A 26,141-nucleotide genomic window follows, 5' to 3' on the forward strand; every position below is an offset into this window, starting at 1 on the left:
GGTGAAAATTATATCGATTTCCAGCCTTCCGGAAACGCTGCAAAACTATAAAAAAAACAAGGTCAGCGGGGGATTTGTTTGATTATTCAACAATCTGATTTACAGTGTTTTGAAACATGGTATCAAAGAAAGAACCGGCATGTGGTTTTCTTTGAAACGATTTTGACCTCACCAAAGAACGGACCTGTTGCGATTGATGTTCAGTATAACCGGCTTCGCTTGATCAGATATTCAATCAGCACCTGGTTGTAGCCTTTGTTGATGTCGGCCTCGATGAGGTCGATATGATACTGGGCACACTTGTGTTTTAGTTCCGTCATCCGCGCGGCCATGGCTTTGCGATACTGCTCCTGAATATCAGCAGGGTTCAGCCGCAGGGATTCGCCGGTTTCCATATCCACAAACTTATACGGTCTGCTTTCGAGATCAAGCAAGGCTTCGATCGAACGGTCGAGCACATGAAACAGGATCACTTCGTGCTTGTTGTACCTGAGGTGCTGAAGCGCCATAAAAACTTCCTCGGGCTGTTGGTTGTCGAGCAAATCGCTGAAGATCACCACCAGCGACCGCTGATGCGTGCGTTCGGCTATTTCGTGCAGTGCCCTGGCTGCGGCGGTAGTAACCTGGGTTGTTTGCGATGGGTTGGTAAGCAATTTCTCAAGTTCGACAAACAGCATCTGATGGTGCACCCTGCTGGTGCGTGCCCTTGTGTGCAAACCGAGGTTATCCGTAAAGAGGCTCAACCCGACGGCGTCGCGCTGGCGGCGCATCAGCTCGCTCAGGCTGGCCGCAGCATAAATTGAAAACATCAGCTTATCGGGTTGGGCCGGTCCTTTATCCTTGCGCACCGGAAAACGCATCGAACCGGAACAATCGATCACCAGCTGGCAACGGAGGTTGGTTTCCTCCTCAAAACGTTTAACAAACAGCTTCTCGGTGCGTGCGTACAGTTTCCAGTCGATATGCCTGATCGATTCGCCCCGGTTATAGAGCCGGTGCTCGGCAAACTCGACCGAAAAGCCGTGAAACGGGCTTTTGTGCATGCCTGTGATGAAGCCCTCCACCACCTGGCGGGCCAACAGCTCGAGGCTGCCAAAAGGCGTCAGATGATCGTGAAGAAGCCTGTTTTCCAAAAGCCTGATTCTGAAATAGCCCGATTGTGCGGCAACATCCTGAGTTTGCCGCACGACGGATGTTTGGTTGAAATAATCTTAAAGTATTGCCTCTAACTTCTTGACCAGCACAGGCTTGGGCACTACACCCACCTGTTTGTCAACCACCTGGCCATTTTTGAAGAAAAGCAAGGTTGGGATATTGCGGATGCCATACTTGCTGGCGGTCTGATGGTTGTTGTCCACATCCAGCTTTACCACTTTGGCTTTGCCGGCATATTCCTGACCGATCTCCTCGACTGTGGGGCCAATGATGCGGCACGGGCCACACCAGACTGCCCAAAAATCTACAATCACCGGAACATCGGAATTGATTACTTCCTGTTCAAAATTTGCATCTGTTACATTAAGTGCCATGTTCACAAAATTAGGTTTGCTGCAAAGATAGTCAGTCTGGGAATATTGCGATTTAAATGTAAGCTTTCGTTCAGTGTACGTTTCTTAAAAAACCTTATTCAAAAGCCACCTTCAGGAAGCTGAATTTTTCAAGTTCCGGAATCAAGGCTCCGGCATCAACACGGAATTGTCTGGGCGAAACAAGGGCCGAGCGACCGGCTGCTGAATCGTGTAAATTGATTCTGAGCCTGTGCCTGCCGGGCCGCGAACGGATGGCTTCGGACAGATCCTGAGCATCCTGAGGAGTCATCTTGCCAAGGTCCATGGTTATCACCACTTGTTTCGGGCTTTTGTTGAACACCTCATCGAGCAGCTCAATATCGTTCACCTTGACTTCGAGCACATTACGGTCGCGATAAGAGGGTACGGCACTAGCATGCACGAGCAGAAATGCATCCTGCACAAGCAGATGCCTGTATTTGAGGTAAGATTCGCTGAAAAGTGCCAGATCAATACCCGCAAGATGATCTTCGAGCCTGAAACGGGCAAATTGTTTGCCCTGGGTAGAGGTGAGATGTTCCACTGAGATGACCTGACCGGCAAAGGAGAACCTCTTGCCGTTGAGCGACTGCAGGTTCTGGTTTATCTTTTGGATATCCATGTTGGCGAAATACCTGATTGCATGCTTGTAGGCATCCATGGGGTGTGAACTCACATAGAAGCCGATGGTTTCGAGTTCCATCTGCAATGCTTTGGCTTTTGGCCAGGGTTCGCACTTGGGCATGGGCAGCTCGGCAATCTGAACTTCGATTGTTTCGCCGAACAAGTTATATTGGCTTGAGTTTCGCGACTCAACAACCTTCTCAGCCCATCGCATGGCTTTTTCGAGGAAGGTGGTGCCGTCGGCCGATTCGCGGTGGAAAAACTGTGCCCGGTGTACGCCTTCGAACGAGTCGAAAGCACCGGCCATGACGAGCGACTCGAGGGTGCGTTTGTTCACAGTGCGTGGGTTGATGCGGGTCAGGAAGTCGGAAAAGCCCAAAAAACGTCCGTTGAGCTGCCGCTCTTCTATGATGCTTTTCACCGCAGCTTCGCCCATGTTTTTGATGGCGCCAAGGCCAAAGCGTATTTCGCCATTGCTGTTGACGGTGAAGGCATATTCCGACTCATTGATGTCAGGACCCAGCACTTTGAGGTTCATCCTCCGGCACTCCTCCATAAAGAAGGTCACCTGCTTGATGTCGTCGAGGTTGTGACTCAGCACGGCTGCCATATATTCGGCGGGATAATTGGCCTTGAGGTATGCCGTCTGGAATGCTATTTTGGCGTAGCAGGTGGAGTGCGACTTGTTGAACGCATAATTGGCGAAGGCCAGCCAGTCGTTCCAGATTTTTTTTAGGGTATCTTCCGGATGACCGTTCTTTATGCCCCCTTCGATGAATTTGGTGTGCAGTTTTTCGAGCAGCTCCCTGTCTTTCTTCCCCATGGCTTTGCGCAGGGTATCTGCCTCGCCTTTCGAGAAACCCGACAAGCGCTGCGAGAGCAGCATCACCTGCTCCTGGTAAACCGTGATGCCGTAGGTTTCCTCGAGAATGTCGCGCATTTCGGGAAGGTCGTAGGTTACAGCTTCCTTGCCATGTTTTCTGTTTACGTAATTGGGTATGTAGGCCATGGGACCGGGCCGGTAAAGCGCGTTCATGGCGATGAGGTCATTGAAAGTGGTTGGTTTGAGCTCGCGGAGATATTTCTGCATACCGGCACTTTCGTACTGAAACACCCCGACCGTCTCGCCCCGCTGAAATAGTTCGTAGGTGAGCGGATCATCCAGTGGAATATCCTCAGGATCAATGGCTCTACCATGGCGCTTTTTCACCAGCGCGATGGTATCGCGTATGAGCGAGAGCGTTTTAAGGCCAAGAAAGTCCACCTTGAGCAGGCCTGCGGATTCTGCCACCGCATTTTCGAATTGTGTGGCCCAGAGATTCGATTCTTTTGATACGGTTACCGGCACGAGTTCGCGCAGGTCGGTGGGCGTAATCACAATGCCGCAGGCATGAATGCCTGTATTGCGCACCAGCCCTTCGAGGGCAAGTGTAGCCTTAAGAATTCTGGATTCTTCAGTTTGTTCTTCCATTTTGCGCTTCAGGGCAAAACCGGTTTCCAGTTGCTCGGGCCTGTATTTTTCGCGCAGCTTTTCTTCGCTCAGCCTGAAAAAATCGCCCAGCTTCACATTGTTGGTCGAAGCTACCAGCTTGTTCACAAACATCTGGTCCTTGTCGAGTGCACGGCTCACATCGCGTAGGGCCGACTTTGTTCCCAGGGTACCGTACGTAATGATCTGGGCTACTTTATTCTGGCCATACTTCTTAGTCACGTAATCAATCACCAGCGCACGGCCCTCGTCGTCAAAATCAATATCGATGTCGGGCATGGAGATGCGTTCGGGATTGAGGAAACGCTCAAACAGCAGGCCGTACTTCAGAGGGTCAACATTTGTGATACCAATGCAATAGGCAACCAGCGATCCGGCTGCTGATCCGCGTCCGGGACCAACCCACACACCCATGCGCCTGGCAGCTGCTATGAGGTCCTGCACAATAAGAAAATATCCGGGATATCCTGTACGGGCTATGGTATCAAGCTCAAATTCAAGCCGTTCGGTTATTTCAGGGGTCAATTCCCCATAGCGGGCTCTGGCACCTTCGAAGGCCAGGTGACGGAGGTACTTGTTTTGACCACGGATACCATTGTCGGTCTTGTCGAGTGGGTCGGCAAACTCCTCAGGAATTTCGAATACCGGGAGCCTGATTTTCTGCTTGAGCGAGTATTGCTCCGTCTTGCCAATAATTTCGGTCAAAGTATCGAAAGCCTCTGGCAGGTCGGCAAAAAGCTCTGCCATTTGCTCGGGTGTTTTGAAATAAAACTCGTTGTTCGGAAAGCCAAACCTGTATCCGTATCCCCTTCCGATAGGGTCATCTTTTTTGCTGTTGTCTTTGATGCAAAGCAAAAAATCATGGGCATCGGCATCCTCCTTGTCAAGATAATGAACCAGCACCGACGGAAAGTATTTGATACCATGCTTCTTAGCCATCCCGAGCAGCCAGGTGTTCAGGTGGTTTTCCTCTTCCAGCCCATGCCTGTTGATTTCGATGTAGAAATCGTCGCCAAAATGAGTTTTGTACCACAACAAAGCTTCTTCGGCCTGCTGTTCGCCCACATTGAGCAGCAGATGAGGCACTTCGCCCTGCAAACCTCCTGTCGAAACGATCAATCCCTCCTTGTATTCGAGCAGCAATTGGCGATCGATGCGAGGCACATAATAAAAACCCTCGGTGAATGAGACCGAACTCAGGTAGGACAGATTGCGATATCCTTTGAGGTTTTTGGCCCAGGCAGGCAGCAAAAAACCATTGTCCTGGCGGCTTTTGTTCAGGCGATCGCGACAGACATAAAATTCCGTGCCCAGCAATGCCTTGATGGGGCGCACATTCGCAGCGCCTTGTTCTTCAGCTCTGGCTTTATTGACCTTGTCCACAGCATCAATAAATTCGAAAGCTCCCATAAGATTTGCCGTATCCGTGAGTCCGACGGCCGGCATATTGAGCTTTGCGGCGCGTTTCACCAAATCTTTGATTTCGATGGTGGAATTGAGCAGGGTGTAGGTGCTGTGCGTGCGCAGGTGGGCATATTTTTCGGCCAGCAGCTTAAGCTGGTCGTCATCTTCTTTTTTTGCCTCATCAGCAACAGCAATCTGTGCTGCAGCCTCCTTGTTCGACCTGATGGCCACGCCCGCCGGTTTGATTGGTTCGGGGTTTGCAGCCCGGAAACGGGCAAAAAAGTCGCTGTCAAGACCCGCTTGTCCGGCAACGAAAACCCCGGTTCGCAGCAACTCGAGGAAACAGCGGGCTGTGGCCTCTACGTCGGCTGCGGCGTTGTGGGCCTCGTCGAATGTTTCTCCGAACAGGTGCGAATGCAACTCGTTCAGGTTGGGCAGTTTAAACTTCCCGCCTTTGCCACCGGGCAGCCGGCACAGGGCAGCCGTGTCTTCCGTACAGGTGTCGAGCACGGGCATGCCTTCCAAAGGATCAGTCAAACCTGCCCTCAGGTATTCAACACCAAGCACGGTGGTATCGAAGTTGAGGTTGTGTCCGGCAAGTATGCTGGCCCGCCGGACTACCTGCGAGAATTTTTCAAGCACCTCCGGAATCGGCAATCCCTGAGCAAGGGCATATTCTGTGGTAATGCCATGCACCTTGGTGGCGTTGTAAGGAATGGTGAAACCCTCGGGCCGCACAATCATGTCGCCCGTGTCGAGGAGCCTGCCCTGCTCGTCGTACAATTGCCAGGCAAGTTGTACAACGCGGGGCCAGTTCGAAAAATCGGACTTTGGGGCATTCCAGTCTCTGGGCAAACCGGTGGTTTCAGTATCAAAAACGAGAAACATGGAGAAATTCTTATTATATTGAATATGAGCATTTTAACTCTTATGCTCCAGAGCAAAGTTAGATAAATTGACCGGGAATGGTGGTTTTAAAAGCAAGGTCGGAGGCCGGAAGTTATCAACAACAACAGCCGGGCAGCTGCTAATCAAGCATTTCAGGGAATATTTTTAAGTCGGGAGACGGTGCGTATGCCTTCGACTTTTTTCAGCCGTTCGATGGCTTCATTGAGGGAGGCCGCATCTTTCACATAAATGGCAATGTTTGCCGACACCACGCCATTCGAACTTTCGAGCTGGAAATTGCGGATGTTGAGTCCCAGATCGACGGAGATCACCTTGGTCATCCTGTGAATAAAGCCCACACTGTCAATACCCGTGATTTTGAGCCCGGCCAGGAACATCAGGTCTTCAGAACGCTTCCACTTGGCTTTCACGATGTTTTGTCCGTATTGCGACATCTGGTTGATGGCTTTTGGACAATTGACCTGATGGATGTGTAGGGGTTCGCCCTGGAATGAGAGTGCCACGACATCGTCGCCGGGCAGCGGGTTGCAGCAACTCGAAACAATGTAGTCGAGGCTGGCTACATCTTCGCCCAGCACGCCGGGCTTAATGACTTTAGCTCCGTTGCTGTCCTCATTCGATGTATCTGGTTTACCGGCTGTATTTTTGCGACTGAACGGATTGGTGATATAGCTGAGGATTCCCTGACCTGGCTTTCCTTTTTGAAAGATAGTTTTGATGCGCTGGTAGTTGATCCGGTCGATGGCTACAAAATAGTACAGTTCGACAAGGCCTTCCAGTCCCTCGCTTTCGATGATCTTGTTGATGTTGGCTTTGGATGGTTCCAGGTTGAGTTGTTTGAGGTATTCTTCCAGCTTTCGGCGGCCTTCGTCCTTGAATGTCTTTCTGTATTCGCGCAGCGCTTCACGCAACCGGCTTTTGGCCCGGGCTGTCACCACAAAATCGAACCATTCTTCTTTAGGTACCTGGTTTTTGCTGGTGATGATTTCAACCTGGTCGCCCGAGCTGAGCTGGTGATTGAGTTGCACAAGTTTATGGTTCACATTGGCCCCAATACACCTGCTGCCCAGTTCGGTGTGTATGTTGAAAGCAAAATCGAGGGCTGTGGCGCCCTTGGGCAGGGTGATCATGTCGCCCTGGGGAGTGAACACAAAGATTTCGTCGGAGAACAGATTGAGCTTGAAATCGTTAACAAACTCAAGCGCTGATGCATCTTCAGAACTAAGCAACTCACGCACTTTGGTCAGCCATTCGTCCAGGCCACTTTCGCTTCCGGGATGATCGCGGTATTTCCAGTATGCAGCATACCCTTTCTCGGCAATTTCTTCCATGCGTTCCGACCTGATCTGCACGTCGATCCACCTGCCGGCCTTGCTCATCACCGTGGCGTGCAACGATTCATACCCGTTGGCTTTGGGGAGCGAAATCCAGTCGCGGAGCCGGTTGCCATTGGGGCGATAATGCTGTGTGATAGCTGCATATACCTTCCAGCACTCCACCTTTTCTACTGCAAGGGGACAATCAATCACAAAACGCACGACGAATGTGTCGTGTACTTCCGAAAAAGGAATCTCCTTTTCCTTCATCTTCTGCCAAATGGAAGATGCTGACTTCTCGGCCATGAAGATGCGGGTTTTGACTCCCATTTGGGCGAGCGACTCCCTTATTGGCGCCACAAAATCGTCTACGAGGGCTTGCCTTTGAGGGCGGGAAGTTTCCAGATTATACCGGATGTTTTCGTAAATCGTTGGTTCGGTGTGCTTTAGGGCGAGATCTTCCAGCTCGCTTTTGATGGCATATAATCCGAGCCTGTAAGCCAGCGGGGCAAAAAGATAATTGGTTTCGCTGGCTATTTTCCACTGCTTTACAGCAGGCATTGAGCCTAAGGTGCGCATATTATGCAGCCTGTCGGCAAGCTTGATCAGGATGACACGCACGTCGTACGACAGGGTAAGAAGCACTTTCCGGAAGTTTTCCGCCTGCAGGCTTTCCACATTGGTGCTGTCCACCATATTGTCGATCTTGGTCAGGCCGTCGATAATGCGGGCAATCTGCTCTCCAAATATGGCCTGGATGTCGGACAACTTATACTCCGTATCCTCAACCACGTCGTGCAAGAGCGCGCAAATGATAGAGGTACGTCCCAGGCCGATTTCGCCGGCAGCAATGGTGGCCACTTCAATAGGGTGATAGATGTAAGGCTCGCCCGACTTGCGCCTCATGTCGCGATGCGCGGCAGCGGCAAGCCTGAGGGCTTTTCTCACCATCCAGCGGTCGTTGGTATCCTTGCGGGTATGCCAAACATTGATGAGCTGCCTGTAGCGGCGCAAAATTTCGCGACGCTCTTCTGGCGTGTACCACTCGAGGGCTTTTTCGATACTTACAGGAACCTGCGACATGGATTATGGATTATTGCAAAAATAACCCAATTATCTGGTATTTGTTCTGAGGGTTTGTTGAAACACGTTTTTTCCGATATACGGCCACTACGAAGCTACCATGATATCGCCCCTGACGGGGTAATTAAAAAAAAATCAGCCAGGCACCTTTTGTTTGTGCCTGGCTGACCTGGATTATAGTTCACTTAATTAAACCTAGTTATTTCATTTTAGCGTTTCCTCTTTCCTGGAACAGCTCCGACTGAACCTTCGGCCACTTCAGCCCTGCGAAAGCGCATGTGCTCAAGTATATATTCATCCTCGGGTTTCATCGAACGGAAGCTCCTGTAGAGCGCAGGATAGGCAGTTACAGTTACAAACAGCTTGGCGCCCTTGCGCTTAAACTCAAATTTTGGCTCAACAAGCACATCCGATTTGGTGTCCTTTAGCACCTGAGCCATTGCAATTGCTTTGGCCTCGTCGAGGATTTTGGCCTTTTTTACCTCAACTGTCTGGGTGATCTTGGTAGGCAACACCTCAAGCTCGGCAAGCACAGGATGCTGCACCACACCAATCTCGTTGATGCCCATCGATTTGAACGGAACCGACTGAATAACCTGGCACCCCCCAAAACCAAGCGAAAGCGCCAGAATTGCGATAAGGTGTTTTACTCTCATGGATTTAGTTGTTTTTTATTTTCAGGCCAAAACTAACCGGGATGCTTTGGGCAGGCAATACGTATTTTTACGTAGATGGAAGAAAACTTTCGTAAGCGACCATTTTTTTGCACATCAAATGGGGATTGTACCCCGTCAGGGGGCACAAGCATGAAAAAAATCACCCGTCAATGCTCAAAGGCCCAGATACCAGTTTGCCACTGAGAAATAGATGATTACACCTGTGATATCGGCGATGGAGGTAATCAGAGGGGCGCTGGCCGTGGCAGGGTCAACTTTAAAACGTGTGAAAATAAACGGCAACAACATCCCGATCACACTTCCGCTCATCACAACAAGCACCATCGTCAGGGCCACAATAACAATGATTTCCGGAGCACGAAAGCTGGCCACGGCTGCAACGCCCACTGCCATGGTAAGGCCCAGCATAAACGAAACCATGACTTCTTTTCCTATGAGTTTGTACCAGTCGGACAGTTCCACATCACCCACCGCCAATGAGCGGATCATCAGTGTGGCCGATTGCGAACCGGCATTGCCTCCGCTGTCGATGAGCAAGGGCAGAAAAAATACCAGCGAAACCATCGACTGAATGACATCCTCAAAACTTGCAATTGCGGCACCACTGAAAACATTCATAAAAACAAGCGCCACAAGCCATACGATGCGTTTTTTGTAGAGCAAAGCCAACGACTGACGAAGCGGATTGCCGATATCGTCACCCAGCGAACCAAACTTATGGAAGTCCTCGGTGGTTTCCTCTTCCACAACGTCCATGATGTCGTCCACTGTAACGATGCCCAGCAGCACACCCTCATCGTTAATTACGGGCAGTGCCACCCTGTCGTAATCACGAAAGGTTTGTGCAGCCGTTTCCTGGTCATCCGTAGGCTTCAGGGCCACAAAACGGTAGTCCATGAGCTCGCTGACCGTTTGATCGGGCCGGGCAAGGATGAGTTGCTTTATTTTGATGTCATCCAGCAGGCGCCAGTTGCCATCAACCACATACACCACATTGAGGGTTTCCGAATTGCGCCCGTACTGCCGGATATGTGAAAACGCGCGCTCTATGGTCCACTCCGGTCGCAACGCCACATATTCGGGCGTCATAAGCCTGCCGACACTATCGTCGGGATAACCAAGCAACTGGACGGCTGTTTTACGCTCTTCGGGCGAAAGCATCTGGATCAGGGGCTGCAGCACATTGCCCGGTAATTCTTCGAAAAAGGCCGTGCGGTCGTCGGGTTCGATGTCGTTGAGCAGGTCTTTGAGCTTTCTGTTTTTGTGGGCAAGACCCTCAATGATGTCTTGCTGCTTCTCGTGCGAAAGCAGCTGAAATACTTCCTTGGCCTGGCTTCGGTTGAGCAGGCGAAAAACCACTACTACATCATCCTCGGGCAGGTACTCAATGAGATCGGCAATGTCAACAGCATCCATCCTGTCGATGCTGATTTTCAATACCTTCCAGTCTTTTCGACGGATCAGTTCAGAAAAGTCACGTGCAACAGTTACCATAAACTGGCCTCCTTTTTTTGGACTGCAAGGAAGCCAGATAGCCCCTTACAGCCGGGTTAGACAATCAAAACGCGCGGGATAAGGGTCGCTATCCATAACTGATTTTTTAAAACAGGCTACAAAATTAGGCCATTTGGGTGACCTGCCAAATTAAGTTTTGGCTGGGAATGATTTTTATTTGCGGGGCACAAATGTGTGAAAGCCCTTGAGCATAGCTTTCTCGCGGCCGGAGTATGCAGTAGCTTGATTATTCCCGGGCCATGTTTCGGTTTGCACAGCAAGAAAAATATTGAAATCCAGAAACTTCCTTTCGGCACTTAAGGTCTCCATATTTTTAAGCCTCTGGGCCGTCGTATGGTAAAGCACCATACCTGAACAGTTTCTGATAGGGTCGTGCACAATGGCATAGGAGCCGGAAAACCACTTATTGGTATTCAACGAAAAATTGGTAAAGCTAACAGCATACATGCCGTTGCGGAAAGTGAATTTAACATGAACGGAATCGTTGTAGAAGTAAAAGGAACGGTTGTTCGTAAGGTAGTCAATTTGTGCCGCTACTTCGGGCGCTGGAATACTGAAACCGGGTCGGTCAATGGCACAATAAAGCTTATGGTCTCCGGGGGCAGGGCCGGTCAGCCTGAACGCCACCACAACAAGCAAGCTTTTCAGCAAACCGGATCTGAGACTCATCTGAATTGCCTTTTTGTACCTGCCCTTTAGATTGCTTGCAACAAAAAGCAGTTGCATATCAGAACGTTAAGGAATTTTTAAAAAAAATTGTTGACAGGTGTAAAAAGTAAAAAAAGCATAATGACATCCTCACACATGATTAGCCCACAAGGAAGTTTACTGATTTAGCATACAGTTTGCAACCCGATTTGAATTGAAAAACAGGAAGCTTTACATTTGCATCGCTTCAAAGTAGTTGTTAATCAGCTTTAGCGGGCTTATCTGTTTTATAATGCACTGTTGCCATAAACCCTCCCGAGAGGTCATTTCCGTGCCACCGCCCACGCGCATTCGTTGTGCGTTTATGTTGTTTTTAATGTTATGGCAGTTTGTGCCCCTGATTGCCCAGACACCTCCCGTAGTGATCAACAGCTACCGGGATTCGAACATAGATGCCGAGGAATGGACGGAACTTATTGTATTGCAAGACAATACAGACCTGCGTGGCTTTACGATCAGGGACAACAGCACAGCAGGCAACTGGCAACCTTTTGTACGGTTCAGGAATATTGATTTCTGGAATCACATGCGCAGGGGCACCATTATTGTACTTTTTCACCGGAACCCAGCTCCGGGAAGCGCTTTTGCCAATCAGCTGAATACCGGCAAGAGCGACGGTCACATTGCCTTGTCGCTCGAGAACACCGAATATTTCGAATATGAAGAAGGCGGAGGCTCGATGCCCCTGGCTTCCATGAGCCTGGCCATCAACGGGGATATGATACAGATACGCAACGCCTCAGGCGCCCATGTGCACGCCCTGGGCCACCGTGCTGATACCACCACAAATTTCAATTACTGGTCTGCCCTGCCTAAACCCAAACTCAATCACAGGGCAAACCTTACCTCGTCAAATAAAGAAGCCGTAATGGTGGTTCCCGGCGCCAATCTGGATCAGTACGGATTCTTAAGCCCAATCAACGGCTTGACTTATACCCAGAAAGGGACCAAAAACCTGCCAGGTTTTCCGAACCAAGGCACAAGTGGACCAAATGCATCTTTCTGGCGCAGCCTGCGTCAACCTGATTGGATCAACCCAACGCTTACTGCTTCGTATAATGCCCAGAACCATCAGGTTAACCTGAGTTGGAACAGCCTCACCGACAGCTATCCAACCGACAATGTCCACGGATATATGGTGCTTCGCAGTGCAACAAATTCTTTTCAGGCTCCGCAGGATGGCGTAATTCATGGCGTTGGAAGCCAGGTAGGTAGCGCCACTGTGGTTGCTCTGATCAATGGCAGCCAAAATACCACTTTTACAGACAATCTGTCTGGTAACCCCATCCCATGCGGTGGGCAATACTATTATCGCGTCTATGCTTTCCGGTACGGACCTGATGAAATTGACCAGGGCAGCGGACCTACCCGTGGGAGGGCCTACAACGAAACTGCTTTTGCTGCTGCAAGCGCTGCAAATCCGGTTCCCGACGCTTCAATATCCATCACTGCAAGCAGTTACAATATCCTCCCCGGGACACAGGTTACGTTTACTGCAAGCCTGATCAATCCCGGCAACAATCCCACCATCACGTGGTATGTGGACGGGATTCAAAGACAGAGCGGCAGCTCATTGACATTTTCATGGACTTTCACTGCCACAGCCACTGTAACAGCCACCTTGCAGTCGAGCCTGCCCTGCGCAGCCCCTGCCAGCGCTCCTCCGGTTCAGATTACAGTGACTGCCAATCCGTGCAATCCCGGAACTATTCTGGGCCAGGATGTCATCTGCCTCAACCAGACAGCCACATATGAAAGCAATGGCACGACCGGAGGGATATGGTCGGTGAGCAACGCATCTATAGCCCAGGTGAACAGCCAGGGAGTTGTAACTCCATTACAACCAGGCACTTTCACCTTATACTACACTGTGGATAACAGCTCGTGTACGGGTAATCCGGTGGCGAGCAAGCAGATTTTCATCAACCCGCTGCCCTATGCGGGACCTGATCGCCAGATCTGCAATACGCTGTCAACCACATTGCAAGGCAATGCTCCAATAGCCGGTCAGGCATTCTGGTCTCAGGTTGATGGAGCGAGTATTGCTGTATTCTCAGATAACACGTACCCTAATTCAACCGTTACAGTTTCGGAATATGGGTCCTATATGTTTTCCTGGAACTTTGATAACTGTTCTCCACCTGATTTTGTCATAATCACATTTTTGCCTCTCCAGCAGCTTTCGGTTTCAGTTGCACCACAAACGCCTCAAACCTGCCCCGGACAAAGCATCACCTTCACCGCCACACCTTCGCACCTAGGTTCTAACAATATTTTTCAATGGTTTCACAATGGTCAGCTGGTCGGTAGCAACAACCCCGGCTACACGCTGCTGAATCCGCAGGACGGAGATCAAGTGGGGGTGCAATACCAGACCGATGCCTTTTGTCTGGCATCGTCCAATGCAAGCGCGGGTCCTGTGCTTGTGACCGTGCCTCCGGAGGCCATTGCCCCGTCATTTGCCACGGCATCGCATACCAACATTTGCAGCAATTTCGGAGCGCAGATCACACTGACAGCTTTTGGAGGTTCCGGTGTGGAACTTCGCTGGTACGAAGGGAGTTGCGGAGGCAATTATATTGGTTCGGGTACAGATCTCGACATACCGCCCCCAACGCAAACTACCACATATTATGCGCGCTGGGAGACCCCCGGCTGCGGCGAAAGCCCTTGCCAAAGTGTGACCATCGAGGTTGCTCCTCCCGTTGCTCCGACCATCAACATCGCAGCCAACGAGACCAGTATTTGCGAAAACGAAACAGTAACTTTTGTTGCCGAAGCCAACCATCCAGGTCAGAACCCTGTTTATCAATGGTTTAAAAACGGACAGCCGGTAGGCGACAATGCCCCGGTCTATGCTGCCGAAGCCTGGCAAAATGGTGATGCGGTGCAATGCCAGCTCATCAGCGATGCATTTTGTGCCAGCCCAAACCAGGTGGTATCGAACACGATCGTTTTGAATGTCAGCCCATTGATCATACCAGCAATTCGGATTGGCACAAGCAGCACCGAAGTTTGTGCCGGCAGCCTGGTGCATTTTACTATAACCGAAATGGCGGGAGGTGGGGCAAACCCGCAATTTCAATGGTTTGTGAATGGCGTGGCTGCCACCGGTGCAACACAAAACACTTTCAGCATACAGGCTTCGGGCAGCTTCAGCGTGTATTGCAGCCTGATCCCCGATGTGCAATGTCCGGCTGTCCCATACGAAAACTCAAATGTCCTTCAGATCAACGTAACCCAACAAGTTGATCCTTCTATCAGCATAACGACAGGTCAGAGCCAGGTTTGCGAAGGCACACCGGTGAGCTTCGAAGCAGCCATCACGGGCGGCGGCGACAATCCGGCTTTTCTATGGCGGGTAAATGGCCAGCCGGCTGGGAACCAGCCTACATTCACTCATCACAATCCCGCCAACGGCGATCTGGTGGATTGCGTGCTCAGCTCAAATGCTGCATGCGCTTCCGTACCCACGGTTGTATCCAACAGTATCACGCTGGAAGTCAGTCCCAATGTCATGGTTTCGGCCATTATTTCGTCACCCCAATACACCGCACCCATATGTCAGGGCAGCAGTATTGAGTTTATGTCCAGCACATCGAACGGCGGAATAGCCCCTGGTTACCAATGGTACATCAATGGTAACCCAGCGGGAAACAGTCCGGATCTGACATACACATTCACTCAGCCCGGACAATACCAGGTAAGTCTTGAGTTTAGCTCATCGCTCAGCTGTACTTTTCAGAATCCGGTATTATCCAACATCCTGGCAGTAGAAGTGATGCCTCAGGTGGAGGCTTCCGTGCAGGTTTCTGCTTCGCAGACTGCAATGTGCGAGAATACGGAAGTCGTGCTCACTGCCATGCCGGCAAATGCCGGCCAATCCCCGGAGTACAGATGGTTCAGAAACGGCAACCTTTTTCAGAACACATCTGTAAACCATTTAGTTATATCCGCACTACCCGGCGACATCTGGCAGGTGGAACTCATTTCGTCGGCTCAATGTGTGGTGAACTCTCCTGCCTTATCCGAACCACTCGGCCTTGAAGTAGATCCTATGCCGATGGCACCCGAAATCATTACCGCCAGCCAAACGCAGATTTGTCCGAACACCACGGAACCTATCGTCCTGACTGCACAGGGTGGTGCCGGCCAACAATTGGTTTGGTTTGAGGGCAACTGTGGAGAAAATCCCGTTGGTAACGCAAATCCATTGATTATCAATCCTCCACAACAAAGCGCCAACTTTTTCGCCCGTTACCAGTCCGGTTTATGCCCTCCAAGTGCTTGCGCTCAGATAGAAATCACGGTGAGCGACCTGATTGTTCCACAGGTGCAAATTTCCGGGCCTGACGGAGCCGTATGCCAGGGCGAGACAGCTGTGTTCCAGGTTCAGTCGCAGAGCGGTCAAGGCAGTTTGCCCACTTACGACTGGCTGGTCAATGGTGTGGCACAAGGTATCAACAGCCATACTTTCAGCTATATGCCATCAAACAACGATGTGGTGCAATGCCAAATGCAAAGCTCAGAGGCCTGTGCACAACCCGGTACCGTCCTGTCTGAGCCTCTTGTTGTGAATGTGACCCAGGCTGTTCAACCTTTGGTAAGCATCAGCCCGCAAAGTGATACCGTTTGTTTTCTGCAGCCCATTCAGATCAGTTCCAATTTCATCAACTCCGGCAATGCTCCCACCTATCAGTGGATGATCAACAACAACCATCTTGGACAAACGGGCCCGGAGCTCAACTGGTTTGCACCTGCTCCCGGCAACTACCAGATTTATCTGCTGGCCACTTCATCTTTGGCCTGTGTGGCAAGTCCGACGGCATTCTCGCAAACTGTTACAATAACCGTGCTCCCGAATGTTGTGCCCACGATCAGTATCAGCACACCGGCCAATCAACTTTGTTCCGGACAGGAAGCAATCCTTGAAGCTGCGGCAGAAAATCCCGGACAACAACCTGTTTTTCAGTGGTTTGTAAATGGTTCGCCATTGAGCGGCGCCAATAATCCAACTTTGACCTATGTGCCTGCCGATGGCGATCTGGTGTATTGCCAGATGGTCTCGTCGGCCCGTTGTGCCGAACCGGTTGTGGTCACTTCCAACAGCATCAGCTTTGGGGTGAGCAGCATTGTGGAGCCTGTGGCACAAGTGCAAACCAACAGCACCCAGGTTTGCGAGCAAAGCACGGCCGTGTTCACCGCAGTTTTCACCGGAGGTGGCGAACAGGCGCTCATCGAGTGGTTTGTCAACGAAAGCCCTGCGGGTTCTGGTCTCACTTTGTCTATTATTCCGCAGCACAACGATCATATCTATTACCGGCTCACTTCCAGCCTGGCCTGCGCGCAGCCCTCAGTAGTTTATTCCGATACCCTGAGCATTCACGTAAATCCGCTGCTGACGCCTGAGGTCAACATCCAGGCGTCGGCCAGTCAGGTATGCGCAGGCAACGCAGTATCATTTAGCGCTTTAGCTGTAAATGGCGGATCGACACCTCAGTACAACTGGTTTGTGAACGGAAACCTTCAACCCGGCAATGGCCCGGAATTAATCTACACCCCTGAAAACATGGATGTTGTGCATTGCGAGATGGTTTCATCCGAGCAATGTTTGAGCCAGCCTTCGGCCACATCGCCTGAGCTTGTGATGGTGGTTGAACCGGTGTTTGAACCTGCAATCTCGATTGAAACCACCCAAACTACTTATTGCGAAGGTGACGAAGTCATAATTACTGCTTTAGTGAATCAAGCTGGTCTGGCAGATGTGTATCAGTGGTTTGTTGACGGCCAGATAACAGGCGAAAACAGTCCGCAGTTAACAATAACAGCAGTCGGAACTCAGCAAATTCGATGTGTATTGACCAGTTCGGTGAACTGTGCCCTGCCCTTGCAGGTGAGTTCTGAAGTTCTATGGGTCGAGGCGCTGCCCGTGCTGGTTCCCCAGATTAGCATCAGCGCCCAGCAACAAGAGGTCTGCCAGGGTACTACGGTCAATTTTGAATCCACGATTCAGCATGGAGGCAACAACCCTGTTTATTCGTGGAGCGTCAACGGTCAACTACTTGGAAATCAAGCTACTTTCAGCTATCAACCTGCTGACGAAGACCAGGTGCAATGCGTGCTGCTGTCGGATTACGCCTGTGCCAGTCCGCCCCAGACAGCCTCAGAAATTGTGCTGATGCATGTTTCGGAAAACCTGGACCTGCACCTCGAGAAAACCAATGCCGGATGCAACGGCAGTGAAGGTGCCATTGCAGCAACGGGCATACAGGGAAAGCCCCCATATAAATATCGCATTGATAATCATACCGAATGGCAGGAATCGGGCAACTTCACTGCTGTGTTACCCGGCAGCTATGTCGTTCGGATCGAGGATATCTACGGCTGTCAGGCCACCCAGGAAGTTGTAATTGAAACTGAAACCGGTCCGGTAATTACCGACGTGATGCAGGTTCCGGCCTCCAATGGATTCAACAATGCCAGCGTGCACATTCAGGCCAGCGGAGCTGAGCCTTTATCTTACTCTGTGAACGAAATAGACTGGCAGTCTTCGCCCATCTTTTCCAACCTGCCACAGGGCGGGTTGACCCTCTACGTACGCGATGCCAATGGATGCATCACAAGTCAGACCATTGATATTGAATCACTTCCCGTGAATATCAGTGCCGGTCAGGCAAGCGGTTGCAAGGGAAATACCCTTCCAGTGCCAGTGTCAACGGATGGTTTCGCGGGCGTAACACGCCTCATGCTCGAGATGAAATACGACGACAAGCTCCTGCAGTTTAATGGCCCTTCTCAGATTCATACGGTATTTGCCTCAGCCAATACAACTATCACAAACTTTCAAGGAGGCTTCCGCATATTGATCGAAAACTCCAATGGCATCCACATGCCAGGTGGTGGCACCATGATGTATCTGAATTTCGTTGCATTGGCCGCAGGCAGCAGCATATTGAAATGGGAAGCTGTTTCGGCCATTCAGACACAGCATCAGGCTGTGGCGCCGGCCAATTTCCTGAATGGGCAGGCGACCATCTGGCCTGCGCCCGAAATCACCATGCCCGACACTTACCGGCAGTGCCTGGGCAAGCCACTGGAAATCAAGCCATCAATTGAAGGGGACTACACCCTTCTGAACTGGACCATACCCGGCGGCGGCAACAGCCAGTCGGCTTACCTCAGTTTCGGGCAAACTTTGTGGAACCATGAAGGAAATTACCAACTCACAGCCATTAACAATTTTGGTTGCGAAACCACCGCCAGTACCACGCTCATCGTATTGCCTTGCGAGGCTGAACTCCCGGTTCCCAACGCATTCCGACCCGACTCACCTATTGTTGAAAATCAAACCTTTAAGCCATACTTCGGACAAGCTGTGCCGCTTTCGTACCATCTAAAGATTTTCAACCGCTGGGGGGCAATGGTTTTCGAAACTTCCGACCATAACCAAGGCTGGGATGGCAGGTACAACGGTCAGGCAGCCCCTGCCGGCACTTACATCTGGGTTATCCAATATTCTGCCATGGGCCTGGATGGGCCGTTTGAAAGCACGAAAAAAGGGACGCTCACCTTGTTGCGTTAGCGCCCCCTTTCCTCAATGTTAATGTATTATGTTTCAGGCCATATTGGTATAAACAGCCTGCACGTCATCGTCCTCCTCAATGCGGTCGATCAGCCGCTCGATATCAGCCCTTTGTTCTTCAGTAAACTCCACAGGGGTAACCGGAAAACGCTGCAGGTTGGCCTTGATGATTTCCATACCCAGTTCCTCCAGTGCATGGTGCAGGTTGCCAAAGTCCTTGTAGTCGGCATAGGCGTAAATGACATCTTCGTGCTGCTCGATTTCCTCCAGACCTGCATCAATCAGCTGTAGTTCAAGCTCTTCCAGATCAACTCCGGGTTTTGGTTTGAATTCAAAAACAGCTTTGCGGCTAAACATGAACTCGAGCGAGCCATTGGGCACAAGCGATCCACCCACCTTGTTGAAATATGATTTCACATTGGCCACGGTGCGGGTGGTATTGTCGGTGGCGCATTCCACGTACATCAGCACGCCATGCGGTCCTTTGCCTTCATAAACCACCTCTACCATTGTGTCGGCATCTTTGCCCAGAGCGCGTTTTATGGCAGCTTCAATATTATCCTTGGGCATGTTTTCGGCCTTGGCATTCAGGATGGCATTGCGCAATCTGGGGTTCAGTTCGGGATCAGGACCACCTTCCTTGGCTGCAATGGTGATCAGTTTCCCCAGTTTGGGGAATACCTTCGACATTTTGTCCCAACGTTTTTCCTTGGCCGCGCGGCGGTATTCAAAAGCTCTGCCCATATGTATCAGGTGTTGAAGTTAAGATGTAATTTAGGGCTGCAAAATTAAGGAACATCGGCCACAAGGTCAAACTTAAAGACGACGACATAAACTGTCGCAGCTGCTTATGACCTTTGCAGCCCAAAAAGAAAAATATTATGGATCCCATCTCGCTCATAACATTATTGTTGGTAGTTGCAGCCATTGTGTTGATTCTGCTGCGTGGCGGTAAACAGGACAGCGATAAACTTGCCCGACTCGAAACCCGGCTCGAGCTGCTCGACAAGGGGCTGGCGCGAATGGAAAATCAGATCAATGAACATCTGCGCACAAACCGGGAAGAACTGTCGCGCAACCTGACCGAGTTCAGCAAGAGCTTTAACGATAACCTCAGGGCCATCAACCAACATCAGCTGGAACAGCTCCGGTTGATGCAGGAACAGCAAAGCCAGGCCATTCAGGTGCTGGCCCGCACCAATGAGGAGAAACTCGGACAACTTGCCGAAGCCACAGGCCAGAGTGCCAGGGAAAACCGGGAAGAACTCGGTAAAAGCTTCGACCGCATCGGACTCACCTTGCGCCAGCAACTGGGCGAGCTCACACAAAAACAACAAGAACAGGCTGTTGCGGGCGAACGGCGCCTCGAAGCCATGCAACAAAAGCTCGACGAAAAACTCTCGCAACTTGCGGAACAACTCAACCGCAATGCCCAGGAAGGACGCGACAGCATGGCCAGGGTATTGAAGGAATTCCAGGAACAGTTTACAGCCAACGTCAAGGATTTCAACGAATTGCAAAGGCAAAAGTTTGCCGACCTCGAACGCAAACAAGGCGAGCTGATCCAAAGCACGGAACTGAAACTGGAAAAGATGCGCGAAACTGTGGACGAGAAACTGCAGAAGACCCTCGAAACCCGCCTCGGACAGTCGTTCGAGCTGGTGAGCAAGCAACTCGAAAGTGTGCAGAAAGGCCTGGGCGAAATGCAAACCCTTGCCCAGGATGTGGGAGGCCTGAAAAGGGTGCTGTCGAACGTGAAAACCAAAGGTATTGTGGGCGAGTATCAGCTTTCGGCCATTCTGGAGCAGATCCTGGCACCGGAACAGTACGAAGCCAGTGTGAAAACCAAACGCAGCAGCAACGACCACGTGGAATTTGCCATACGGCTTCCTGGACGCGAAAACGGCGACCAGCCGGTGTATCTGCCCATCGACGCCAAGTTTCCGCTCGAGGACTTCAACAGGCTTCAGACTGCATACGAAGAAGCAAACCCGCAACAAATCGAAGAATCATCCAAAGCGCTTACGGCAGCCATACGCAAATTTGCTGCCGACATCAGCAATAAATACCTCGACCCGCCCTTTACTACCGATTTTGCCATCATGTTTCTGCCCATCGAAGGCCTGTATGCCGAAGTGGTGCGCAATCCCGCCCTGACCGGCGAACTACAGTCGAAATACCGCGTCATTGTTACCGGACCGGCCACTTTGGCGGCCATACTCAACAGCCTCCAGATGGGATTCAAAACCCTGGCCATCCAGCAACGAAGCAGTGAGGTGTGGAAAATACTGGGCGAGGTAAAAACAGAGTTCAACAACTTTGGCGAAATCCTCGAAAAAGCCAAAAAGAAAATTGAAGGAGCCGGCAACGACATTGATGTTCTGGTGGGTAAACGCACCAGGGCCATACAACGGAAATTGCGCAGTGTCGAAGCATTACCTCTGCCCGATACCGCCTTGCTGGCTACCGACGAACTTTTCGAGGAAGAATAAACCCTATTGCGCCGAAGTGCGCGCTTTGTGGCGCTGCCTCAACACCTCGCTGACTTCACTCAGGCGTATGCCTTTGGCGTACATGAGCACCATAAGGTGATAAAGCAGGTCGGCCATCTCGCCTTTAAGTAACTGAAGATCATCATTCTTGGCTGAAATCACAACCTCAACGGCCTCTTCGCCAACTTTTTGTGCCATGCGGTCAAGGCCCCGGTCGAGCAGCTTACGGGTGTAAGAAACCGAGCTGTCCTCCCCTGCCCTTTGACGTATGATGGCCTCGAGCTGATACAAAAAATCCGGACCAGCAGCCCTTATCTCCTCATCAAAGCAGCTGGTTGTTCCGCGGTGGCAAACCGGCCCTTCGGGAACCACCTGCAGGAGCAGTGTATCCTGGTCGCAGTCCACGCTTATTTCCTTCACATTCAAATAATTGCCAGAGGTTTCGCCTTTCTCCCAAAGGCGGTTTTTCGAACGGCTAAAGAACCAGACCCTGCCGGTTTCTTTCGTACGCTGCAAGGCCTCACGATTCATGTATCCCAGCATCAGCACCTGAAGTGTAGTGCTGTCCTGAACGACCGCCGGCAGCAGACCATTCGACTTCTCAAAATCTAACGTATTGATATCGAGCATGATTTAAGATATTTTTTCAATTCAGGTATAGAAATCAGGCCATAATGAAAAACTGAGGCGGCCAGGGCTGCATCGGCCTTGCCCACCAGGAAAGCGTCGGCAAAGTGTTGCATATGGCCTGCGCCTCCCGAGGCAATCACAGGAATAGAAAGCATTTGGCCAAGCCTGGCCAGCGCTTCGTTGGCAAAGCCCTTGCGCGTGCCATCGTGGTTCATGCTGGTAAACAGGATTTCACCGGCACCACGTTCCTGGCCCTCTTTTGCCCATTCAAACAAATCCTTTCCGGTTGGGATTCTCCCCCCGTTGATAAAAACCTCCCATTTACCAGCTTGATCCTGCCGGGCATCAATGGCCAGCACGACACACTGAGAACCAAAGCGTTGTGCGATCTCACCAATGAGTGAAGGACTTTTCACGGCAGCTGAGTTTATACTAACCTTGTCGGCTCCGGCCTGCAAAAGCGCATAAGCATCCTCAACCTGCGCAACCCCACCACCAACCGTAAAAGGAATGTTGATGGCCTGTGCCACCCTGTCCACCAGCTCAACCAGGGTTTTGCGCTTTTCGTGGCTGGCTGTGATATCGAGAAACAGCAACTCGTCGGCGCCTTCAAGCGAATACTGACTTGCCAGCGCCACAGGATCACCGGCATCAGCCAGGTCCACAAAGTTGATACCTTTTACGGTGCGTCCGTCTTTGACATCGAGGCAGGGAATGATGCGTTTAGCCAGCATAAGCCTTATTGATCCCACTCAGTTGTTCAAGAGTCAACTTATTCTCGTAGAGCGCCTTTCCGAGCACCACAGCACGGATGCCGGCTTCGGCCAGCAATTCGAGGTGAGTGAGTTGACCCACGCCACCACTGGCAATGATTTCGAGGCCTGGATATCTTGCCTGAAGGTCGCCGTAAAGCACTGTTGCAGGTCCCTTCATGGTGCCATCGCGCTGTATATCAGTAATAAGCACATATATAAGTCCTTGAGGGACAAATGTCTCCAGCAATTTCTCCAGCGTTTGCCCGCTCTCCTCTTCCCAGGCCGAAACCTTGACCTGATTACCATCCACATCGGCTGCCAGAATGATGCGGTCGCTGCCGAATCTTTCGAGGCACTGGGTGAAGAACTGAGGGTTTCTTACGGCTGCTGATCCAATGATTACAGCACTAATGCCCAGATCGAGGGCACGCGCCACCTGATGTATATTGCGGTAACCACCACCGGATTGTACTTCGAGGCCAAATTGCTTCGACAAGCCGGCAATCAGCTCGAGCTGCAAGGGTTCACCAATGCGCGCCCCGTCGAGGTCAACGACATGTACACGTTTGAATCCGGCCCCGGCAATGAGCGAAAACATCTCATGCACAGGCACATCGTAGGTGGTTAGCTCCTCGAAACGGCCTTTGTGAAGGCGCACACAACGTCCGCCAATCAGGTCAATAGCCGGAATGACTTTGATATTCATGATAGAAAACGTTTTAAGAAAAATTCACCGGCAGGTCCGCTCTTTTCGGGATGAAACTGGCAGCCCAGAAAATTATCCCGACCGAGCACTGCCGAAAATAAATGTCCGTAATCGCATGTTGCCACTGTTTCGCGGCAGACCTCAGCATAATAGCCATGCACAAAATAATAGTATTCAGGGATATATGTCTGGTTTTCAGTATATTTCACCAGATTCCATCCCATGTGCGGCACCTTGAGGGGCTGCCCGAAACGCTTCACCTCCGCAGAAAAGATTCCCAATCCTTCCACCTGTCCTTCTTCTGAATAACGACACATCAGCTGCATTCCCAGACATATTCCCAAAACAGGCTGATCAAGCTCCGGGATCACTTTGTGCAGGCCGGTTTCTGTCAGGCGATCCATGGCATAGCGGGCGTGACCAACCCCCGGAAAAATGATCCTGTCGGCCGAACGAATCAGTTTCTCTTTGGAAGTGACAACCACATCGGATATGCCACATCGGTGCAGGGCATACCTGAGGCTGGTCAGGTTTCCGGCGCCATAATCGATGATTGCCACCCGGCTCATAGGATTCCTTTGGTGCTTGGCAGATCAGTTAAAGTGGCATCGCGCCTGAATGCCATTTGCATAGCCCGGGCAAACGCCTTGAATACCGATTCGATGGTATGATGTCCGTCGCGCCCCTCAGCTTTCACATGTAGGTTGATTGCGGCATGTTGCGCCAGCGAACCGAAGAAATGCTCCCACATGACAAATGAAATCCCGCCGGCTGACGATTCCGCGCAGTTTACTTCCCATTTCAGGTAGCTCCTTCCGGCAAAATCTATCAGCACCATGGCCGAAGCTTCATCCATCGGCAAGGCAAAACCATAGCGCTGCAAACCCGATTTTTTTCCTGCAGCCTCCCTGAGCGCCATCCCCAACGAAATCCCGACATCTTCTACAGTGTGATGCACATCCACATGAAGATCGCCCAAAGCATTGATTATCAAATCACAATTACCATGACGGGCAATCTGGGCAAGCATATGGTCAAAAAAACCAATGCCAGTATTCACAGCGAACAATCCGTTTCCATCGGGATCGAACGTAAGCTCAATTTTGGTTTCATGGGTATAACGCCTGACTTTGGTTTTGCGCGGAAGCATCCTGAGCAGTTCATAAACCGATTTCCAGCTGGTGGTTTTAAGCAGGGCAACTTCCTCAAGTTCAGCAGGCAACAACTCTGAATTATTGAAAAAGACGGCTTTGCTGCCGAGGTTTTTGGCCAGTTGGACGTCGGTGATGCGGTCGCCGATCACAAAACTGTTTTCCAGGTCGTGCCTGCCTTTGAGGTATTTGGTGAGCATGGCAGTACCTGGTTTCCGGCTGGGTAGTTGCTGGTGCTCGAAGCTGCGGTCAATAAACACATCTTCGAACTCAATGCCCTCGTTTTCAAATATCTCGAGCATGCGATTGTGTATCGGCCAGAATTTTTCCTCCGGCCAGATAGGGGTGCCGAGCCCATCCTGGTTGGTCACCATCACAAGTTTGTAGTCCAATTCGCGGGCAATTTTTCCTAACCAGGTAATCACCCCCGGAATGAACACAAACTTTTCCCAGCAATCAACCTGCCAGTCGTCGGGAGGCTCGTGAATCAGGGTGCCATCCCTGTCGATGAACAGTACTTTCTGCATTATCCTATCATTTTCAACACATTAAGTAACTTTTTGTTTTCCTTGCCGGTACCTATGCTGATCCTAAGGCAGCCCTCAAGCAGCGGCTGTCGCGAACGATCGCGGACGATGATGCCGTGATTCAGCAAATGGGTGAAAACTGCAGACGCATCAACAAACTGAACCAACAAAAAGTTTGCATCGGAAGGATACACCCGAACCACGCAATGCAGTTCAATCAGTTGCGAGGCAAGCTGATCACGGTATCTGATGATTTTTTCCACTTTGCGCAAAACCTGCTCCCTTCTGCTCAGCGCTGCCAACGCAGCTTTTGCCGAAGGATTTCCCAGATTGTAAGGCAACTTGATGGTATCCAGCGCTTTGATCACAGCAGGTGCAGCAAAAGCCATTCCGACCCTGGCGGCTGCCAATCCGAAGGCTTTTGAAAAAGTCTGCATCACAATCAGTTGTGGAAAGGATTCGAGCAAAGGAAGGAAGGAACCTTCAGGCGAAAAATCTACGTAGGCTTCATCCACTACCACCATCCCCCCAAACTGCTGCAGGATAGTTTCGACGTACTCGCGGCTCATCAGGTTGCCTGTGGGGTTATTGGGCGAGCACAGGAAAAGGATTTTGGCACCCGACTGAATTATTCTTTCCACATCAGGCTGAAAATCAGCGCCGAGCACAATCTCTTCCACATCCACATTGTGCACCGAAGCGGCCACGGCATACATGCCATAAGTCGGGGGCAGGATGAGCACCTTATCCTTTCGCGGCTCACAAAACAATCTGATCAGCAGATCAATAACCTCATCGCTTCCACTCGAAACAAATACCTTGCTGCTGTGCACGCCTTTGAGCTGTGCAATGGTTTCGCGAAGGGCTGTCTGCCGTGGATCGGGATATCGGTTGAGTCCGTTGCCAAAAGGATTTTCATTGGCATCGAGAAACGTACCCGGAGGTCCCTTGTACTCATCTCTCGCCGTGCTGTATGGCACCAATCGGGTGATATGTTCCCTGAAATAGCTTTCAATCATCACACAT

At 51.0% G+C, this 26,141-nt stretch carries 16 protein-coding genes; 2 read left to right on the forward strand and 14 right to left on the reverse strand.

All coding sequences use genetic code 11. The features are described from left to right. Nucleotides 1-200: 200 nt before the first annotated feature. The 7 genes from IPM52_04730 to IPM52_04760 all read right to left on the reverse strand — a co-directional run bounded on the left by IPM52_04730 (nucleotide 201) and on the right by IPM52_04760 (nucleotide 11,233). Nucleotides 201-1,043, reverse strand: coding sequence for a DUF58 domain-containing protein (locus IPM52_04730; GenBank protein ID MBK9290911.1), 843 nt, complete (start codon nucleotides 1,041-1,043; stop codon nucleotides 201-203). Nucleotides 1,044-1,211: 168 nt separating this feature from the next. Further along, on the reverse strand, nucleotides 1,212-1,529 hold the full coding sequence (trxA, locus tag IPM52_04735; protein ID MBK9290912.1) for a thioredoxin: 318 nt from the start codon (nucleotides 1,527-1,529) through the stop codon (nucleotides 1,212-1,214). Nucleotides 1,530-1,623: 94 nt separating this feature from the next. Then, nucleotides 1,624-5,952 (reverse strand): DNA polymerase III subunit alpha, encoded by a 4,329-nt coding sequence (dnaE, locus tag IPM52_04740; protein ID MBK9290913.1) that lies wholly within the window; start codon nucleotides 5,950-5,952, stop codon nucleotides 1,624-1,626. A 152-nt stretch (nucleotides 5,953-6,104) separates the two neighbouring features. Next, a complete protein-coding gene (locus IPM52_04745; GenBank protein MBK9290914.1) occupies nucleotides 6,105-8,372 on the reverse strand; it encodes a bifunctional (p)ppGpp synthetase/guanosine-3',5'-bis(diphosphate) 3'-pyrophosphohydrolase in 2,268 nt (755 codons plus the stop codon). A 209-nt stretch (nucleotides 8,373-8,581) separates the two neighbouring features. Continuing rightward, nucleotides 8,582-9,028, reverse strand: a complete 447-nt coding sequence (locus IPM52_04750; protein MBK9290915.1) for a hypothetical protein — start codon at nucleotides 9,026-9,028, stop codon at nucleotides 8,582-8,584. Nucleotides 9,029-9,202: 174 nt separating this feature from the next. After that, a complete protein-coding gene (gene mgtE / locus IPM52_04755) occupies nucleotides 9,203-10,543 on the reverse strand; it encodes a magnesium transporter (protein ID MBK9290916.1) in 1,341 nt (446 codons plus the stop codon). A 174-nt stretch (nucleotides 10,544-10,717) separates the two neighbouring features. Then, a complete protein-coding gene (locus tag IPM52_04760; protein MBK9290917.1) occupies nucleotides 10,718-11,233 on the reverse strand; it encodes a hypothetical protein in 516 nt (171 codons plus the stop codon). 343 nt (nucleotides 11,234-11,576) lie between these two features. On the opposite strand from IPM52_04760, the gene IPM52_04765 reads away from it, so the two are divergent. Then, nucleotides 11,577-18,854, forward strand: a complete 7,278-nt coding sequence (locus tag IPM52_04765) for a gliding motility-associated C-terminal domain-containing protein (protein ID MBK9290918.1) — start codon at nucleotides 11,577-11,579, stop codon at nucleotides 18,852-18,854. A 33-nt stretch (nucleotides 18,855-18,887) separates the two neighbouring features. Here IPM52_04765 and IPM52_04770 read toward each other — a convergent pair whose 3' ends face one another. After that, nucleotides 18,888-19,598, reverse strand: coding sequence for a YebC/PmpR family DNA-binding transcriptional regulator (locus IPM52_04770; protein ID MBK9290919.1), 711 nt, complete (start codon nucleotides 19,596-19,598; stop codon nucleotides 18,888-18,890). Nucleotides 19,599-20,227: 629 nt separating this feature from the next. On the opposite strand from IPM52_04770, the gene rmuC reads away from it, so the two are divergent. Further along, nucleotides 20,228-21,346 (forward strand): DNA recombination protein RmuC, encoded by a 1,119-nt coding sequence (gene rmuC / locus IPM52_04775; protein ID MBK9290920.1) that lies wholly within the window; start codon nucleotides 20,228-20,230, stop codon nucleotides 21,344-21,346. Between the two features lie 3 nt (nucleotides 21,347-21,349). Here rmuC and IPM52_04780 read toward each other — a convergent pair whose 3' ends face one another. The 6 genes from IPM52_04780 to hisC are packed head-to-tail and all read right to left on the reverse strand — an operon-like array spanning nucleotide 21,350 to nucleotide 26,134. Continuing rightward, nucleotides 21,350-21,976, reverse strand: a complete 627-nt coding sequence (locus IPM52_04780; protein MBK9290921.1) for a bifunctional phosphoribosyl-AMP cyclohydrolase/phosphoribosyl-ATP diphosphatase HisIE — start codon at nucleotides 21,974-21,976, stop codon at nucleotides 21,350-21,352. Next, complete coding sequence (gene hisF, locus IPM52_04785; protein ID MBK9290922.1) at nucleotides 21,955-22,710, reverse strand: imidazole glycerol phosphate synthase subunit HisF; 756 nt, start codon at nucleotides 22,708-22,710, stop codon at nucleotides 21,955-21,957. Before hisF ends, IPM52_04780 begins: the two co-directional genes overlap by 22 nt. Continuing rightward, a complete protein-coding gene (locus IPM52_04790) occupies nucleotides 22,700-23,437 on the reverse strand; it encodes a 1-(5-phosphoribosyl)-5-[(5-phosphoribosylamino)methylideneamino] imidazole-4-carboxamide isomerase (protein ID MBK9290923.1) in 738 nt (245 codons plus the stop codon). The genes hisF and IPM52_04790 overlap by 11 nt, the downstream gene beginning before the upstream one ends. After that, nucleotides 23,434-24,006, reverse strand: a complete 573-nt coding sequence (gene hisH, locus IPM52_04795) for an imidazole glycerol phosphate synthase subunit HisH (GenBank protein ID MBK9290924.1) — start codon at nucleotides 24,004-24,006, stop codon at nucleotides 23,434-23,436. Before hisH ends, IPM52_04790 begins: the two co-directional genes overlap by 4 nt. Then, nucleotides 24,003-25,115: a bifunctional histidinol-phosphatase/imidazoleglycerol-phosphate dehydratase HisB gene (hisB, locus tag IPM52_04800; protein ID MBK9290925.1), complete on the reverse strand. Its 1,113-nt coding sequence runs from the start codon at nucleotides 25,113-25,115 to the stop codon at nucleotides 24,003-24,005. Before hisB ends, hisH begins: the two co-directional genes overlap by 4 nt. Then, nucleotides 25,115-26,134 carry a histidinol-phosphate transaminase gene (gene hisC, locus IPM52_04805; protein ID MBK9290926.1) on the reverse strand — a complete coding sequence of 340 codons (1,020 nt, stop codon included), beginning with the start codon at nucleotides 26,132-26,134 and terminating at the stop codon, nucleotides 25,115-25,117. Before hisC ends, hisB begins: the two co-directional genes overlap by 1 nt. Between the last annotated feature and the right edge of the window lie 7 nt (nucleotides 26,135-26,141).

Source organism: Bacteroidota bacterium, assembly GCA_016715945.1.
GTDB lineage: Bacteria > Bacteroidota > Bacteroidia > Bacteroidales > F082 > JALNZU01.